Annotated in this window: 12 protein-coding genes, 1 tRNA gene and 1 pseudogene; 12 read left to right on the plus strand and 2 right to left on the minus strand. The window is 69.5% G+C overall.

Annotated elements, in window-relative coordinates; translation table 11 throughout:
* The first annotated feature begins 12 nt into the window (after positions 1 to 12).
* The 5 genes from dacB (at position 13) to ACWH49_RS20285 (ending at position 5,444) form a co-directional block, all read left to right on the plus strand.
* Positions 13 to 1,497, plus strand: coding sequence for a D-alanyl-D-alanine carboxypeptidase/D-alanyl-D-alanine endopeptidase (gene dacB / locus ACWH49_RS20265; protein WP_448173104.1), 1,485 nt, complete (start codon positions 13 to 15; stop codon positions 1,495 to 1,497).
* 66 nt (positions 1,498 to 1,563) lie between these two features.
* Positions 1,564 to 2,700, plus strand: coding sequence for a glycosyltransferase (locus tag ACWH49_RS20270; RefSeq protein WP_448173105.1), 1,137 nt, complete (start codon positions 1,564 to 1,566; stop codon positions 2,698 to 2,700).
* A gap of 31 nt (positions 2,701 to 2,731) precedes the next feature.
* A tRNA-Gly gene (locus ACWH49_RS20275) sits at positions 2,732 to 2,805 on the plus strand.
* Positions 2,806 to 3,211: 406 nt separating this feature from the next.
* Positions 3,212 to 4,480 (plus strand): DUF1996 domain-containing protein, encoded by a 1,269-nt coding sequence (locus tag ACWH49_RS20280; protein WP_448173106.1) that lies wholly within the window; start codon positions 3,212 to 3,214, stop codon positions 4,478 to 4,480.
* A 40-nt stretch (positions 4,481 to 4,520) separates the two neighbouring features.
* A complete protein-coding gene (locus ACWH49_RS20285; protein ID WP_448173107.1) occupies positions 4,521 to 5,444 on the plus strand; it encodes a GGDEF domain-containing protein in 924 nt (307 codons plus the stop codon).
* 18 nt (positions 5,445 to 5,462) lie between these two features.
* Here the strand turns inward: ACWH49_RS20285 and ACWH49_RS20290 are convergent.
* Positions 5,463 to 5,616: pseudogene (locus ACWH49_RS20290) on the minus strand (arginase family protein); the annotation flags it as partial.
* A 190-nt stretch (positions 5,617 to 5,806) separates the two neighbouring features.
* Here ACWH49_RS20290 and alaS point away from each other — a divergent pair.
* Entirely contained in the window at positions 5,807 to 8,446 is a 2,640-nt protein-coding gene (alaS, locus tag ACWH49_RS20295) for an alanine--tRNA ligase (RefSeq protein WP_448173108.1), read from the plus strand.
* Positions 8,447 to 8,621: 175 nt separating this feature from the next.
* Here the strand turns inward: alaS and egtD are convergent, their stop codons facing one another.
* Positions 8,622 to 9,584, minus strand: a complete 963-nt coding sequence (gene egtD, locus ACWH49_RS20300; protein WP_448173109.1) for an L-histidine N(alpha)-methyltransferase — start codon at positions 9,582 to 9,584, stop codon at positions 8,622 to 8,624.
* A 76-nt stretch (positions 9,585 to 9,660) separates the two neighbouring features.
* Here egtD and ACWH49_RS20305 point away from each other — a divergent pair, with 76 nt between their 5' ends.
* The 6 genes from ACWH49_RS20305 (at position 9,661) to ACWH49_RS20330 (ending at position 17,268) form a co-directional block, all read left to right on the plus strand.
* Positions 9,661 to 10,227: a TlpA family protein disulfide reductase gene (locus tag ACWH49_RS20305; protein WP_448173110.1), complete on the plus strand. Its 567-nt coding sequence runs from the start codon at positions 9,661 to 9,663 to the stop codon at positions 10,225 to 10,227.
* An 83-nt stretch (positions 10,228 to 10,310) separates the two neighbouring features.
* Positions 10,311 to 11,123: a signal peptidase I gene (gene lepB, locus ACWH49_RS20310; protein WP_448173111.1), complete on the plus strand. Its 813-nt coding sequence runs from the start codon at positions 10,311 to 10,313 to the stop codon at positions 11,121 to 11,123.
* A complete protein-coding gene (gene coaBC, locus ACWH49_RS20315) occupies positions 11,123 to 12,346 on the plus strand; it encodes a bifunctional phosphopantothenoylcysteine decarboxylase/phosphopantothenate--cysteine ligase CoaBC (protein ID WP_448173112.1) in 1,224 nt (407 codons plus the stop codon). The genes lepB and coaBC overlap by 1 nt, the downstream gene beginning before the upstream one ends.
* The gene (gene dut / locus ACWH49_RS20320; protein WP_056468255.1) at positions 12,343 to 12,792 is read left to right on the plus strand and encodes a dUTP diphosphatase; all 450 of its coding nucleotides are present in this window, start codon (positions 12,343 to 12,345) and stop codon (positions 12,790 to 12,792) included. The genes coaBC and dut overlap by 4 nt, the downstream gene beginning before the upstream one ends.
* 151 nt (positions 12,793 to 12,943) lie before the next feature.
* Positions 12,944 to 14,161, plus strand: coding sequence for an efflux RND transporter periplasmic adaptor subunit (locus ACWH49_RS20325; protein ID WP_448173113.1), 1,218 nt, complete (start codon positions 12,944 to 12,946; stop codon positions 14,159 to 14,161).
* Entirely contained in the window at positions 14,158 to 17,268 is a 3,111-nt protein-coding gene (locus ACWH49_RS20330) for an efflux RND transporter permease subunit (protein ID WP_448173114.1), read from the plus strand. Before ACWH49_RS20325 ends, ACWH49_RS20330 begins: the two co-directional genes overlap by 4 nt.
* The last annotated feature ends 6 nt before the right edge of the window (positions 17,269 to 17,274 follow it).

Genomic DNA, 17,274 nt, shown 5'->3' on the forward strand with positions numbered 1-17,274 from the left:
AGCCTCGCGCCCATGTCCAAGCCGTCATGTCTCTGCGCACTCGGTGTCGTGCTGCTGGTCGCCCTGGGCGCCACGGCGGAGGCCGCGCCCAGGCGCCCGGCACCCGCGCGCGAAGCGGCGGTCGGCCTGCCGGCGGCGGTGGCCGGCGCGATCAAGGCGTCCGGCCTGCCCGCGCAGAGCTTCGGCCTGTACGCGCAGGAGGTGATCGGCGAACGCACCGTGTTCGCGCTGAATGCCGAGCAGCCGTACACGATGGCGTCGACGACGAAGATCGTGACCTCGCTCGCCGCGCTCGACCTGCTAGGGCCGTACTACCGTTGGCGCACCTCCGCGTTCGCGCTCGGCACCCTGGCCCAGGGCAAGCTTGTCGGCGATCTGCTGATCGTCGGCGGCGGCAACGCGCAGCTCACGTCGCAGGGCCTGGCCGCGTGGTTCAAGCGCATGCACGATCAGGGCCTGCGCGAGATCGAGGGCGACATCGTGCTCGACCGCTACGCGTTCCAGCTCACGCCGGCCGACCACAAGGGCACGCCGTTGCAATCGGCCGGCGAGCCCCGGCATGTGTGGCCCGATGCGATGACCCTCGACGAGGGCCAGCTCGATGTGGTCGTGCAGCCGTCGCGCAGCGGCCGGGCGGCGCTGAGCCTGCGGCCGGCGCTCAGCGACGTGCGGATCGACAACCGCGTGTCGATGGGGGGCGGCTGCAGCGTCGTGCCGATCTGGCAGGGCGGTCGGGATGGCCGAGCCACCGTGCTGGTCCACGGGAGCTGGGGCACGGCGTGCGGCACGCGCACCGTGAGTTTCGTGCCGCCGCCGGACAGCGGCATCGCGGCGCGCGCGTTGCCGGCGATGTGGGCGGCCGCGGGCGGCGTTCTGCACGGCCGGGTCGTCTCCGCCGCGGTGGTGCCGGGCGTCAGCCCGATCCCGCTCGGGTCGGACGGCGAGCCGGTGCAGCCACTGTCGTTCGACCGCTCCAAGCCGCTGACGGAACTGGTGCGCGACATCAACAAGGTCAGCGACAACGTCGGCGCGCGCAACCTGATGCTTTCCCTCTCGCCCGGCTTTCCGGCGCGGCCGGCCACCTTGATCGGTGCGCAGCGGACCATGACCATGTGGCTGCGCGAGCAGGGTCTGGCCGATGGCGACATCGAGGTCGAGAACGGGTCCGGCCTGTCGCACAGCGAGCGGGCCAAGCCGCGGGCGCTGGTGCAGTTGCTGCGCAAGGCCTGGCGCGCGGCGCAGGCGCAGGCCTTCTTCGAGTCGCTGCCGATCGCCGGCGTCGACGGCACGATGAAGGGCAGGCTGGTCGGCAGCCGCGCCGCCGGCCAGGCGTACCTCAAGACCGGCACCCTGAACGACACCCGGGCGCTTGCCGGGTACGTCCACGGGGCGAGCGGCAAGATGTATGCGGTGGCCCTCATGGTCAACAGTGCCGACCCCGCCGCCGGCCGGCCCGCGCTGGACGCGATGGTGGCCTGGCTCGCCAGGAACGGTTGAACCGCGCGCCGCGACGCCACGCCTGGCGCGCCGGAACAGCGCCTGCGCATGGGATGATTGTCGCAAATGCGCATGCTGTACCTCACGCTGGCCGACATCGACGATCGCTCCTATGGCGGCGCGATCCGCAGTCACCAGATCCGCGAGGCGCTGCTGCAAGTGGGCGAGGTGGACACGCTGGTGATCCACGGCGCCCCGTCGACCCGGCTCGACACCGAGTGGCAGCCGGGGCGCGTCAAGCGTGCCCTCTATGCGCGCGGCAGTGGCAGGCTGCATCAACTGGGACAGCGGCTGGCGATCCGCCGCCACGTCGCCGCCGTGGTGCGCGCGGGCGGCTACGACGTCATCGTGGCGCGCTACATCGGCCTGGCGCTGTTTGTGCCGCTCCGCGCCTGGACGCGTCTGGTGGTCGATGCGGACGACATGTTCAAGTCGATCTCGCCCAACCTGCCGGTGTCGCTGCGGGTGCGCGCCGCGCTGGGGCTGCGCAATTTCGCGGCCCGCGTGGCGCTGACCCGTGCGGCGCATGTCTGGTACGTCAACCCCGCCGACGGGGCGCGACTGAAAGCACGTGCGCTGTCCTGGGTTCCGAACACCGTGCTCGCGCCGGACGCCGGCCGCGCGCGCCAGGCGCCGGTGCCCGGCCGGATCCTGATGGTCGGCTACTTCGACCATCCGCCGAACGCGCGCGGGTTGCTCTGGTTCGCGACCGAGGTCCTGCCGTCGCTGGTGGAAGAGTTCCCGCAGGTCGAGTTGCATGTCGTCGGCAGGTACCCCTCGATCCTGGCGGCGACCTTGCACCGCGATGCGATCCATTTCCACGGTTTCGTCGATGCGCTGGCGGCCGAATACGATCGTGCGGCGCTGGTGGTGGCGCCGATCCAGTCGGGCGGCGGCACCCAGATCAAGGTGATCGACGCGCTGGTTCACGGCCGTCCGCTGGTGGCCTCGCGGTTCGCGCATGCCGGCTTCGACAGGGAACTGACCGATGGTCTTCACTTGCGCGTGGCCGATGCCGCCGCGGCCTGGGTGCGGCAATGCGCCGAGCTGCTGCGCGATCCACAAGCGGCCGAGGCGATGGCGGAGCGCGGGCGTTGTGCGGTGGCAGCGGGCGGCCTGCAGCGCGTCAACGACACGGTTCGCGACACCGTGATCGACATCGCCGGCCGCGGCGCCGACGGGCAGCGCACGGCGAGCGCCTGAGCGCGCCCGCGCGCTAGAATCGCGCCCAGCCGCGGGTGTAGTTCAATGGTAGAACGGCAGCTTCCCAAGCTTCATACAGGGGTTCGATTCCCCTCACCCGCTCCAGCCTGAAGGCGCTGCCTCGGCTGCACGCACCGGTCCGGCGTGCGTTACATCGACTTTCGTCGGTTGCGTGGGACTGACTCGATCCGCGGATAGAGTTCGCTCGGCCCAGCGCTTGGCAGTGACGTGAGAACGACGTCCCTCACCGAAACCGCGCCGGGCGACTTGGTCATTCCGTCGGACGTTCGCGTTCCTCAGTTCTCTTCCTCTTCTCGACACACCACATGCGGCGAATCACTCTCGCAGCAGCGGCTTCCTTTTGCCTGTTGCTCCCCCCCTGATTGCACACGCCGGATCCGGCGGTAAGACGTTCACCTTCTCGACGACGCCGGTCGACTGCAGCAAGTCGACGGCCACCACCAGCCCGTTCGGGCGCTGTGCTGCCGGAACGCGTGCGCCCGCGGTCGTCGTGAAAGCCGCCGCGCCCAAGCCCGCGGCCAGCGCCGCCGCCGTGTCGACCAAGCCGGCAACGCCGGTCACGACGGCACCGGCCCCGACCGCCGGCTACGTCAAGTGCGCCGAGTTCGGTCAGCTCTGCAGGGTGACCGAGCCGAGCGTCGTGATCTGGGGGAACGGCACCAAGTTCACCAGCGGCACGGTCTTCGACAAGAGCGTCTGGTGCAACGGATCGCTCGGCGCGGACTGGCCCGACAACCGCGTCACTTCCTGCTGGACCAAGCCCGCCGGGGTCGCGAAGGACACGTCCGGTTCCGCGATGCTGGCTTCCGCCCTGTCCATCGTCTATTCGGCTCTGCCGACCGGCAGCCCGGGCAGCGGACTGTTCCAGGTGATGCCCACCACGGAGCGCCCCGCGGACAGCGACCTGGGTGCATTCCGGACGTCGTGCAACTTCTCGAAGATGGCGCGCATCGATCCGATCGTGTTCCCGGGCACGGTGGGCCAGTCGCATCTGCACACCTTCTTCGGCAACACGGCCGTGAGCGAGAACTCGACGACCGATTCGCTGCTGGCCTTCGGCAACAGCACCTGCCGCGGCGGCATCGCCAACCGCTCGGCGTACTGGGTGCCGACGATGATCGACACCGCCACCGGCAAGCCGGTCGCGCCCGACGAGATCAACGTCTACTACAAGGCCGGCGTGTTCACCGGCGACAAGCTCAGCCGCGGCATCCCGCAGGGCCTGCGCATGGTGGCCGGCAACCCTGCCGCGACGGCGCCGCGCACCGACACCGACGTGTTCGCCTACCGCTTCAAGTGCATCGGCGGTCCGCTCGGCGAGAACGACAAGTACGGCAGCGCGATCCCGAACTGCGACCTGGGCGCGTCCGTGTGGCAGGAGATCTTCTTCCCCCAGTGCTGGGACGGCGTCAACCTCGACAGCCCGGACCACAAGAGCCACATGAGCTACCCGGTGGCCGTGCCCGATCCCTCCAGCACCCGGGGTTGGCAGATGCTGGCCTGCCCGGCCTCGCACCCGGTGATCCTGCCGGAGATCTCGTTCAACGTCGTCTACACCGCGAAGACCCGGGATGCCGCGCTCAAGTGGCGGCTGGCCAGCGACAACTACGACACGGCCAAGCCGGGTGGCTACTCGTCGCATGGCGACTGGTTCAACGGCTGGCGTCACGATGTCAGCGAAGCGTGGTTCCAGAACTGCCTGGTGGCCAAGAAGGACTGCCACTCGCACCTGCTGGGCGATGGTCGGATGATCTACTGATCGTCACGCCGCCTGCTGCGCGCCGCGGTATTCTGTCGCGATGACTGATACCGAACCCGGCGGCGGCCGCGACCTGACGATCGCCACCCAGCTGGACTTGCCGGCGCAGGCCCTGCAGGCCTCGGGCTTCGGCCCGTTCGCGGTGCTGCGTTGCGATGGCCACGACGCCGTGCTCGCGCGGCTCGCGGAGGAGGCCTGCGACGCGCTGGTGCTGACCGACGACGCCCAGGCGGTCGAGATCGCCGCCGAGGTGGGTCGCGAGATCGCGATCGTCGTGGTCGTGGCCGACCTGGCGCCCGCCCGCGTCCTCGCCTGGTGGGAGCGCGGCGCGCAGGACGTGCTCGTGGCGGCCGAACTCGCCATGCCGTCGCTGCCGCAACGCCTGCGCGCCGCGATCGAGCGCAAGCGCCTCGAGCGCGACGCACGCACCGCCTACGCCACCGACCTCGACACCGGGCTGCCGCACCAGCAGCAGCTGATCGAGCACATGAGCCAGCTGCTCGCGTTGCGCGAGCGCGAGCCCGCACCGATGGCCGTGCTCGCGCTGCGCATCGAGGGCCTCGCGACGGCCGAGGCACGGCACGGTCGCGAGGCGGCGAACGTGCTGCGCCGCAAGGTCGGCGTGCGCCTGCGTGCCGGTGTGCGCGCCAGCGATGTCGTGGCCTCGCTGGGCGATGACAGCTTCGCGGTGTTGCTCGGGTCGATCCTGTCGCCGGCCGATGCCGAACGGGTGGGCGCCAAGCTGATGCAGTCGCTGCTGCAGCCGCTGCGCGTCGCCGGCGAGGACCTGAGCGTCGCGACCGCGCTCGGCATCGGGCAGTACCCGCAGGACGGCGCGCAGCCGGACGCGTTGCTGCGCCGCGCCGTCGGTCTCGCGGCAGCGGCGCAGGCCCAGGGCCGCGCAGGTTTCTCGAATTTCGGCGCGCCCGGCGCGGCGCCGGTCAGCGCGGCCAACGACGAGTAGGCTGCCGAAGGCGGCCCAGCGGCGGCCGACGCCCGGCAGCACGCACAGCATCTCGCAGAGCAAGCAGCTTGGCGCCGGACAGCGCCGTGTTGCCCGAGGGGTCGTAGGGCGGTGCGATCTCGACCAGGTCGCCGCCGACGATGTTCAATCCGCTGCGGCCGCGGATGATCTCCGGGGCACCTGCGTTCGCTGCGCGACCCCTTGGCGCACGCCCACGGTGCGGTGGCCGCGGGCATGACCGACCTGCCAGGTGGTCGCCTCCAGCATCCTGCTCGGCCCGGGCCACCTGCCTTCCTATAATCGAAAGTTTGCCGGCCCCGCCTGGCACGCTGTACCCAACGAGATAGCAACGAAAGAGCCGGATGAAAGCTTCCGAAATCCGCCAGACCTTCCTGAAGTTCTTCGAGGCGAAAGGGCACGCGATCGTCGCATCGAGCCCGGTCGTGCCCGGCGACGACCCGACGCTGCTGTTCACGAACGCCGGGATGAACCAGTTCAAGGACGTGTTCCTGGGCACCGACCGCCGCCCGTACTCGCGCGCGACGACCGCGCAGAAGTGCATCCGCGCCGGCGGCAAACACAACGACCTCGAGAACGTCGGCTACACCGCGCGCCACCACACCTTCTTCGAGATGCTGGGCAATTTCAGCTTCGGCGACTATTTCAAGAAGGACGCGATTGCCTACGCCTGGGAACTGCTGACCGAGGTCTACAAGCTGCCGAAGGAAAAGCTCTGGGTCACCGTCTACGCCGAGGACGACGAGGCCTACGAGATCTGGAACAAGGACGTCGGCGTGCCGGCAGACCGCATCGTGCGGATCGGCGACAACAAGGGCGCGCGCTACGCCTCCGACAACTTCTGGATGATGGGCGACACCGGTCCGTGCGGGCCGTGCACCGAGATCTTCTACGACCACGGCCCGGAGATCGCCGGCGGCCCGCCGGGTTCGCCCGACGAAGACGGCGACCGCTACATCGAGATCTGGAACAACGTGTTCATGCAGTTCAACCGCGACGACGCGGGCGTGATGCACAAGCTGCCCAAGCCGAGCGTGGACACCGGCATGGGCCTGGAGCGCCTGACCGCGGTGCTGCAGCACGTGCACAGCAACTACGAGATCGACACGTTCGTGAACCTGCTGGCCGCGTCGAAGAAGGCGGTCGATCTGGCGGGCGGGGGTGACTGCGACATCGAGTCGCCGTCGCTCAAGGTGATCGCCGACCACATCCGCGCCTGCACCTTCACGGTGGTCGACGGCGTGATCCCGAGCAACGCGGGCCGCGGCTACGTGCTGCGCCGCATCGCCCGCCGCGCCATTCGCCACGGCTACAAGCTCGGGGCGCGCAAGCCGTTCTTCCACACGCTGGTCGGCGCGCTCGCCAACGAGATGGGCGACGCTTACCCCGAGCTGCGCCGCGAGGAGAAGCGCGCGTTCGAGGTGCTGAAGCAGGAAGAGGAAGGCTTCTTCCGCACCATCGCGAACGGGATGGAGATCCTGGAGAAGGCGCTCGCGTCATTGGACAAGGCGGGCTCCAAGCAACTCGACGGCGACACTGCGTTCAAGCTGCACGACACCTTCGGCTTCCCGGTCGACCTGACCGCCGACGTATGCCGCGAGCGCGGCGTCACGGTCGACGAGGCGCGCTTCAACGAGCTGCTCGACGAGCAGAAGAAACGCGCCCGCGAGGCCGGCAAGTTCAAGATGGCGCAGGGGCTGGAATACAGCGGCGCGGTCACGCAGTTCCACGGCTACGACGAGCTGGCGCGCGACGGCGTGAAGGTGACCGCGGTCTATGTCGACGGCAGTGCCGTCGCGAGCGCGACGTCGGGCGACGACGCCGTGATCGTGCTCGACCACACGCCGTTCTACGCCGAGTCCGGCGGCCAGGTCGGCGACACGGGCGAGCTGCGCAACGCCACGTCGCGCTTCCTGGTCGAAGACACGATCAAGGTCCAGGCGGCGGTGTTCGGCCACCATGGCCGCGTCGCCGAGGGCGAGATCAAGGTCGGCGACGTGTTCACCGCCAAGGTCGATGCCGAGCAGCGCGCGAAGACCGTGCGCAACCACTCGTCGACCCACCTGATGCACAAGGCGCTGCGCGAGGTGCTCGGCGAGCACGTGCAGCAGAAGGGCTCGCTGGTCAACGCCGATCGCACGCGGTTCGATTTCGTCCACAACGGGCCGCTGACGGAGGCGCAGATCGCGCAGGTCGAAGCGATCGTCAATGCCGAGATCCTGGCGAACGCCGCGACGAATGCCCGCGTCATGCCGATCGAGGAGGCGCAGAAATCCGGCGCAGTGATGCTGTTCGGCGAGAAGTACGGCGACGAGGTGCGGGTGCTCGACATCGGCAGCAGCCGCGAGTTCTGCGGCGGCACGCACGTGCAGCGCACCGGCGACATCGGCCTGTTCAAGATCGTCGGCGAGAGTGGCGTCGCGGCCGGCGTGCGGCGGGTCGAGGCAATCACCGGCGACAACGCGCTGGCCTACCTGCAGTCGCTCGAAGGCACGGTGCAGCAGCTGGCCGGCGCGCTGAAGGCGTCGCCCGCGGAAGTGCCGGCGCGCCTGACGCAGGTGCTGGATCATGTGCGCGCGCTCGAGAAGGAACTCGCAGCGCTGAAGGGCAAGCTCGCGTCGTCGCAGGGCGACGAGCTGATGGCCGGCGCCGTCGACGTGAACGGCATCAAGGTGCTGGCCGCGATGCTGGCCGGCGCCGACGCGAAGACCTTGCGCGACACGATGGACAAGCTGAAGGACAAGCTCAAGACGGCCGCGATCGTGCTGGCCACCGTCGAGGGCGGCAAGGTGCAGATCGCCGCGGGCGTGACCAACGACAGCATCGCCAAGCTCAAGGCCGGCGAGCTCGTCAACTTCGTCGCGCAGCAGGTCGGCGGCAAGGGGGGCGGCAAGCCCGACATGGCGATGGCCGGTGGCACCGATCCGAGCAAGCTCGATGCCGCACTCGCGTCGGTGCATGGCTGGGTCGCCGAACGGGTGTGATGTGAGCCTGGTGATCCGCCGGGCTCGGGCGTCCGCCTGACCGATGGGGTCGGCGCGACAGGCCCCGATGACGGCGGGGCGTCGGCCTGGCGCTGATGGCCGCGCTGTGCAACTACGCCGACCGCTGGGCGGGTGTATGCGGCTGGAACTGACGGTCTACACGGACAACGAACGTTCAGCCGGCCGGCGCCCAGAACACGCCGAACCAGCCGCGCTCGTCGGTCCAGTGCTCGGGCGCCGCGAAGCCTGCGTCCTGCAGCATCGTCGCGAAATTCTCGACCGTGTACTTGCAGGAGTTTTCGGTGTGGATGCGCTCGCCGGCGCGGAAATCGCGCTGCGCGCCGGACCAGCGCACGGTCAGGTCGCGGCGCGCTTCGAGGTGCATCTCGACCCGCGAGGCCGACTCGTTCCACAGCCCGACGTGCTGCCAGTCGGCCGGCGCGAAGTCGCTGCCGATCAACCGGTTCAGCTGCCGCAGCAGGTTCAGGTTGAACGCCGCGGTGACGCCGAGCGCGTCGTCGTAGGCGGCCTGGAGGATCGCACCCGGCTTGACCAGGTCGACGCCGATCAGCAGGCCGCCTCCCTGTGCCTGCGATCGCACGCGCTTCAGGAACGCCAGCGCGTCGCCGGGCGTGAAGTTGCCGATGCTGGAGCCGGGGTAGAAGAATACGCCGCGCGTGCCGATCAGGTCATCGTCCAGGTCGAGCGTGGCGGAGAAGTCCTGGCCGAGCCCGACGACGTCGAGCGCCGGGTGCTCGCGCTGAACGCGCTTGAGCGCGTCGTGCAGGAAGTCGACCGAGATGTCGACGGCCACATAACGGCTCGGCTCCAGCAGCGGAAACAGCCGGATCGCCTTGGCGCAGTTGCCAGCGCCCAGGTCGATCAGCGTCGCGCCGGCACCGATGCGACGCGCCATCGCCGCGCCGTGCGAGGCGAAGATCGCCGCCTCGGTGCGGGTCGGGTAGTACTCGGGCAGCTCGGTGATCGCCTCGAACAGGTGCGAGCCCAGGCGGTCGTAGAAGTATTTGGGCGCGGCGTGCGCCGGTTGCTGCATCAGCCCGGATTCGATCTCGCGGCGGTCGGCCGCCGTGTCGGCGACATGGCGCTGGATGAATCGGGGCGTGCGCAATGGGGTCATGGACGGATGTGGTGCAATCGTCGTGCATACGGGTGTCGATCAACGTTGCCCGCACCTTACACCGGCTGGAATTCCGATGCAGACCATGGATGGGCAGGGCCCGAGTAGGACAACACGCCGTCGTTTCCTGACCGCGTCGGTGGCGCTTGCCGCGGTGGCAGCGGCCGGCCCGGCTCGCGCGGCCTACGTCGTTCGGCCCTGGCCTGCCGGCAGGCCGACCCCGGCCCTCGCGCTGACCGACCTGGACGGCAAGGCCTGGACCCTCGCCGCGCTGAAGGGCCGGCCGGTCGTCCTGAACTTCTGGGCCAGCTGGTGCGAACCCTGCCGCGCCGAGATGCCATCGCTCGAGCTGCTGCAGACGCGCCACGAGAAGGCCGGACTGGTGATCCTGTCCGTCAACTATCAGGAGCCGGTGCCGAAGATCAAGCGCTTCCTCGAGACGCTGCCGTTCTCGCTGCCGATCCTGCTCGACCGCGAGGGCGAGGCCGCCGCCGCCTGGACGCCGCGCGTGTTCCCGACCACGGTGCTGATCGATCGCGGCGGCACGGCCCGCAGTTCGGTGCTCGGCGAGCTCGATTGGCTGGGCGACACCGCGCGCGGCCTGGTCGAGCCGCTGCTTGCAGCAGCCCCGCGCGCCGCCTGACCATCGGTGCGCGTCGATAATCGGCGACCGTCCCACCGGACCGACGAGATGAACATGGACATGAAGATCCGCAGGTCGACTCCATGAGTGCCGGGTTGCAACTCGGTTTCTCGATCAACGAGATCCTCGCGCTCGCGACGCTGGCCACCGGCGCCTGCTGGGTCGCCTGGAAGGTGCGCAAGCGCCGCCTCGGCGGCGAGCCGGACAAGAAGCCGCTGTGGGTCAGCTTCGGCGCCGAGCTGTTCGTCGTCGTCGCGCTGATGTTCACCTGCCGGATCGCGGTGGCCGACTGGCCGAAGGTGCCGTCCGGCTCGATGGAGCCGACGCTGCGCGTCGGCGACTACCTCCTCGTCAACCACCTGGCCTACGGGCCGCGGCTGCCGTTCACCAACACCGCGATCGAGTTCGGCCAGCCGCAGCGCGGCGACGTGGTGGTGTTCCGTTACCCGGTCGACGTGTCCGAGTTCTACGTCAAGCGGCTGGTCGGGCTGCCCGGCGACGTGGTCCGCTTCGACCGGGGCGTGGTCAGCGTCAACGGCGCGCCTTTCAACGTGCAGGTGGTCAGCGAAGGGACCGGGGCCAACGTGCCGCCCGAGGACCGCGGGCAATGGCTGCTGGACGAGACCGCGGGCAGCAAGAGCCGCACCATCAAGGTCAACCCGTTCGTGATGGGCCGCCTGGCGCCCAGCGGCATGGGCGCGAGTTGCAGCACCGAGGGGGCGACGGCCTGGCAGTGCACGGTGCCGGCGGGCCAGTACCTGATGATGGGCGACAACCGCGACAACTCCTCCGACTCGCGGGTCTGGGGCTTCCTGCCGCACGAGCAGGTCTATGGCAAGGCGGTGCGCGTGCTGTTCAACCTGCACGACATGTCGCGCGCGTGGACGGCGCTCTGATGGCGGCTGCATCGCTGGGCCTGGCAGGCAGGCACATCGTGCTCGGCCTGTCGGGCGGCATCGCCTGCTACAAGGCGGCCGATTTCACCCGCGAGCTGGTCAAGGCGGGCGCCACCGTGCAGGTGGTGATGACCGAGGCGGCCGAGGAGTTCATCACGCCGGTCACGCTGCAGGCGTTGTCTAACCGCCGCGTCTACACGAGCCAGTGGGACGCGCGCGAGCCCAACAACATGGCGCACATCAACCTGACGCGCGAGGCCGATGCGATCGTCATCGCCCCGGCCAGCGCCGACCTGATCGCCAAGCTGGTGCAGGGCCGCGCGGACGACCTGCTCAGCCTGATGTGCCTGGCCCGGCCGATCGAGCGCTGTCCGTTGCTGGTGGCTCCCGCGATGAACCGCGAGATGTGGGCGCACCCGGCCACGCAGCGCAACCTGGCGCAGCTGCGCGCCGATGGCACCGCGATCCTCGGCCCCGGCAGCGGCGATCAGGCCTGCGGCGAGATCGGCGATGGCCGCATGCTCGAGCCGGCCGACCTGCTGGCCGATCTGGTCGCGTACTTCCAGCCCAAGCTGCTGGCGGGCAGGCGCGTGCTGATCACCGCGGGGCCGACCTTCGAGCCGATCGACCCGGTGCGCGGCATCACCAATCATTCCAGCGGCAAGATGGGATTCGCGATCGCGCGCGCCGCGGCCGAGGCGGGCGCCGCGGTCACGCTGGTGGCCGGGCCGGTGCGCCTGCCCACGCCGCGGGGCGTGGCCCGCATCGATGTGATGACGGCGCAGCAGATGTTCGATGCGACGCTGAGCGCGGTGGCCGCGCACGACGTGTTCGTCGCGACCGCCGCGGTGGCCGACTGGCGGCCGGCCCGCTTCAACGACCACAAGATCAAGAAGCAGGCCGGCGAGAAGGGCCCGCCGTGCTTCGAACTGACCGAGAACCCGGACATCCTCGCCGCCGTCGCGGCGCTGCCGAAGCCGCCGTACTGTGTCGGCTTCGCCGCCGAGAGCCACGACCTGCTGGCGCACGCGCGCGAGAAGCGGGTGCGCAAGGGCATCCCGTTGATCGTCGCCAACCTCGGCCCGGCAACCTTCGGACAGGACGACAACGCGCTGACGCTGGTCGACGCGAATGGCGAGCGCGAGCTGCCGCGCGCCGACAAGTTGACGCTTGCCCGGCAACTGGTCGCCGAGATCGCGCGCCGCGTGGGAGGGGTGCGATGACAACCGTCGACGTCCGCGTCCTCGATCCGCGCATGGCCGATCAGCTGCCGGCCTACGCGACATCGGGCAGCGCCGGGTTGGACCTGCGCGCGTGTGTCGATTCGGCGCTGCCGATCGAGCCCGGGCAGACCGTGCTGATCCCGACCGGCCTGTCCATCCACATCGGCGATCCCGGGCTGGCCGCGATGATCCTGCCGCGCTCGGGCCTCGGCCACAAGCACGGCATCGTGCTGGGCAACCTCGTCGGGCTGATCGACTCGGACTATCAGGGGCCGCTGATGGTCAGCTGCTGGAACCGAGGATCGACGACGTTCATCGTGCAGCCGCTGGACCGGATCGCGCAGCTCGTGATCGTGCCGGTGGTGCAGGCGAAATTTCGCGTCGTCGAGGCGTTTGACGCCTCGGGCCGCGGGGCGGGGGGGTTCGGATCGACCGGGCGGGGTTGAAGCGCCGTTGCGGAACTCGGTCCCGGGCGGCCGCACCAAGCGGCTTCCCCCGGGAACGGTGAGCGTTGTCGGCGGCGCGGCGATTGGCGAGAATCACAAGTTGTAACGAATTGGCGCGCTTCGCGGCGAACCGCGCCCAACCGGGATCTGCATGAACAAGAGCTTGATTCGCGGCACGGCGGCGCTGGTGTTGGCCGCCGTCCTGGCGGGTTGCAGCAAGGAGTCGGCGCCGCCGGCCGCTGCGGCGTCCGGCGCGGCGCCGGCGTCTGGGGCAGCCACGGGTGCGGGCGCACCGGTCAGCGTCAGCAGCGTGCGCGCCGTGGCGAAGAACGTCGACGTGATGCTGGAGGCCACCGGCATGATCAGTGCGCTCAACAGCGTCGACATCCGACCGCAGGTGTCCAGCGTGATCACCCAGGTCAACATCCGCGAGGGCCAGTTCGTCAAGGCCGGGCAGTTGCTGTTCACGCTCGATGCCCGCACCGACGAGGTCAATCTCGCCAAGGCCAAGGCGCAACTGGCGCGCGATCAGGCCGCGCTGGGCGACGCGCAGCGCCAGCTCGCCCGCTCGCGCGAGCTGCTGGCGCAGGGCTTCATCTCGCAAGGCGCGGTGGACACGAACCAGACGCAGGTCGATACGCAGCAGGCGGTGGTCACCGCCGACAAGGCCGCCATCCAGGCCGCGCTGGTCGGGCTCTCGTACAACCGGATCGTCGCGCCCGCCGCCGGCCGCGCGGGTGCGATCAACGTCTATGCCGGCAGCACGGTGCAGCCGGCTGGTGCTGCGCTGGTGACGATCACGCAGCTCGACCCGATCGCCGTCAGCTTCAGCCTGCCGCAGCGCCATCTCAACGACGCGTTGCAGACGCTGCGCAGCGGCGGCGGCAAAGTTGTCGCGGTGCTGCCGGAGGCGCGCGGCGAGGTCGTCGGCAAGCTGCAGTTCGTCGACAACCTGGTCGATGCGAACTCCGGCACCGTCAAGGTCAAGGCGCAGTTCGACAACGCGAAGGAAGCGCTCTGGCCGGGCGGCTTTGTCACCGTCCGGTTGGCGGTGCGCACACTGAAGGACGCGATCGTCGTGCCGCAGGCGGCGGTGATCCAGGGGCCTCGCGGCAGCATCGTCTACACGATCGATGGCGACAACAAGGCGGTCTCCAAGCGCGTCGATGTGCTGTATGCGCAGGGGCCGGATGCGGTGGCCAGCGGTGTCGCGGCGGGTGACCGCGTGGTCGTCGACGGCCGGCAGAACCTGCGGCCGGGCGCACGCGTGGTCGAGCGCGACGCCACCGGCGCGGCCGGCTCGCGCGCGGCGTCGGCCCCGGGCACGGGCGCGAGTTCCGCCGGTGCCGGCGCGGCGGTGACGCCATGAACCTGTCCGAGCTCTTCATCCGCCGCCCGGTGCTGACGGTGCTGCTGAACGCGGCGATCGTCGTCGCGGGCGTCATCGCGTACGGCAGGATCCCGGTGGCGGCGCTGCCGAGCTACAACACGCCGGTCATCAACGTGTCCGCGCAACTGCCGGGTGCCAGCCCCGAGACGATGGCGACCTCGGTCGCGCTGCCGCTCGAGAAGCAGTTCTCGACCATCCCGGGCCTGGCGATCATCAGCTCCAGCAACACGCTGGGCAGCACCGATCTGACGCTCGAATTCGACGAGGGTCGCGACATCGAGGCCGCGGCGGTCGACGTGCAGGCGGCGCTGCTGCGCGCCCAGCGCGCCCTGCCGCAGGACATGACGGCGCCGCCGTCGTACCGCAAGGTCAATCCGGCCGATGCGCCGGTGCTCTTCATGGCGCTGACCTCGCCGTCGCTCGAGCTGTCCGAGCTCAACGACTTCGCCGAACACCTGATCTCGCCGACGCTCTCCACGCTCGAGGGCGTGGCGCAGGTGACGATCTTCGGGGCGAAGCGCTTCGCGGTGCGGGTGCGGGTGCAGCCCCAGGCACTCGCGGCGCGCAACATCGGCCTGGACGAACTCAGCGCCGCGCTCGGCGCCGCCAACGTCAACACCCCCGTCGGCACGCTCGAGGGGCCGCAGCAGACGCTGACGCTGCAGGCGAATCGGCAACTGCGCAATGCGGCGGAGTTCGGCGACCTGATCGTCAGCATCCGCGGCGGCAACCCGGTGCGGCTGCGCGACGTGGCCTCGGTCGAGGACAGCTACGAGTCGGTCAAGACATTCGCCAGCTTCAACGGTGAGCGCTCCATCTCGCTTGCGGTGTACCGCCAGCCCGATGCCAACACCGTGAAGGTGGTGGATGCCGTGAAGCGCGCGCTCCCCAACTTCCAGTCGCAGCTGCCGCAATCGGTGCGCGTCTCGCTGGTCAACGACCGCTCGGTGTCGGTGCGCGAGGCACTGCACGACGTGTCGCTCACCATGCTCGGCACCATCGTTCTGGTGGTCCTGGTGATCTTCCTGTTCCTGCGCCGTTTCATGGCGACGGTGATCCCGACGCTGTCGCTGCCGGTCTCGCTGTTGGGCGGGGTCGCGCTGCTCTGGGCCTTCGGCTACACGCTCGACAACATCTCGCTGCTGGGGCTGACGCTCGCGGTCGGGCTGGTCGTCGACGACGCGATCGTGATGCTCGAGAACATCATGCGGCACGTGGAAGAGGGCGTCCCGCCGTTCCAGGCCGCGCTGCGCGGCTCGCGCGAGGTGGGCTTCACGATCATCTCGATCTCGACCTCGCTGATCGCGGTGTTCATCCCGATCTTCTTCATGCCGGGCGTGATCGGCCTGTTGTTCCACGAGTTCGCCGTGGTGGTCACGCTGGCGATCATCGCGTCGGCGTTCGTCTCGCTGACGCTGGTGCCGATGATGGCCAGCCGGTTCCTCAGCGACGAGGCGCACAAGAAGCCGCCGGGCTGGCTGGTGCGCCAGTTCGAGCGCGGCTTCGACGCCGTGCTCGACGCCTACAGCCGCTCGCTCGACGCCGCGCTGCGGCACCGCTGGCTTGTCGGCGCCGTGGCACTGTTGACCTTCGCGGCGACCGCGTGGCTGTTCGTCACGATCCCGAAGGGTTTCTTCCCCGAAGAGGACATCGGCCAGATCCGCGTCAGCACCGAGGCGGCCGAGGACACCTCGTTCCCGGCGATGGTGCAGCTGCAGGACCGCGTCGCGACGATCTTCCGCAACGACCCGAACGTCGCCACCGTCAATTCGTTCAACGGTGGCGGCGGGGCGCAGAACACCGGCCGCCTGTTCCTGAACCTGAAGCCGCGCGACCAGCGCGCGCCGATGAAGGAGGTGGTCGAGGGCCTGCGCCGCAAGCTGCGTGAGGTGCCGGGCATCACGGTGTTCATGCGGCCGATCCAGAACCTGCAGCTCGGCGGCCGGCAGAGCAAGGCGCAGTACCAGTACATCCTGCAGAGCGTGAAGGCCGACGAGCTCAACACCTGGGCCACCAAGCTGCAGGAGCCGATGCGTGCCGACCCGATGTTCCGCGACGTGACGAGCGACTCGCAGCTCAAGGGCCTGCAGGCCTCGCTGAAGATCGACCGCGACCTGGCCAACACGCTCGGCGTGTCGATCAACAGCGTGCGCAACGCGCTGTACAGCGCGTTCGGCGAGCGCCAGGTGTCGACGATCTACACCAGTGCCGACAGCTACCAGGTCATCATGGAAGTCGCGCCGGAGGCCAAGCAGGACGAGAGCGCCTTCAATGGCATCTACGTGCGCTCGAGCAATGGCACGCTGGTGCCGATGTCGAGCTTCACGACGGTCGAGCGCACCGTCGGACCGACCGCGATCAACCACGTCGGACAGCTGCAGGCGGTGACGGTCTCGTTCAACCTCGCGCCCGGCACGGCGCTCGGCGACGCCACGGCCAAGATCGAGAAGTACCGGGAACAGATCCAGCTGCCCTCGTCGATCATCACGACCTACGGCGGCGACGCCGCGGTGTTCAAGAGCTCGCAGGGCAGCCAGGCGATCCTGATCATCGGCGCGCTGCTGGTCATCTATGTGCTGCTCGGCGTGCTGTACGAGAGCTACATCCACCCACTGACGATCTTGGCCGGCCTGCCGTCCGCGGCCGTCGGTGCGCTGCTGATGCTGAAGTTCTTCGGCCAGGACCTGACGCTGATCGCGACCATCGGCATCCTGCTGCTGATCGGCATCGTGAAGAAGAACGCGATCATGATGATCGACTTCGCACTCGACGCGCAGCGCACCCGCGGCCTGACCGCGGTCGAGGCGATTCGCGAGGCCTGCGTGCTGCGCTTCCGGCCGATCATGATGACGACGCTGGCTGCCCTGATGGGCGCGCTGCCGATCGCGCTGGGCATCGGCGCCGGCGCTGAACTGCGTCAGCCGCTGGGCCTGGCGGTCGTCGGCGGGCTGGTGTTCTCGCAGGCGATCACGCTGTACATCACGCCGGTGATCTACCTCGCGCTCGACCGCTTCAGCGGCAAGGGGCCGATCACGACCGCGGAGGGCGAAGAGGGCGCGCCGGCACCGATCGAGAAACCGGCCTGACGATCG

Source organism: Rhizobacter fulvus (assembly GCF_964020785.1).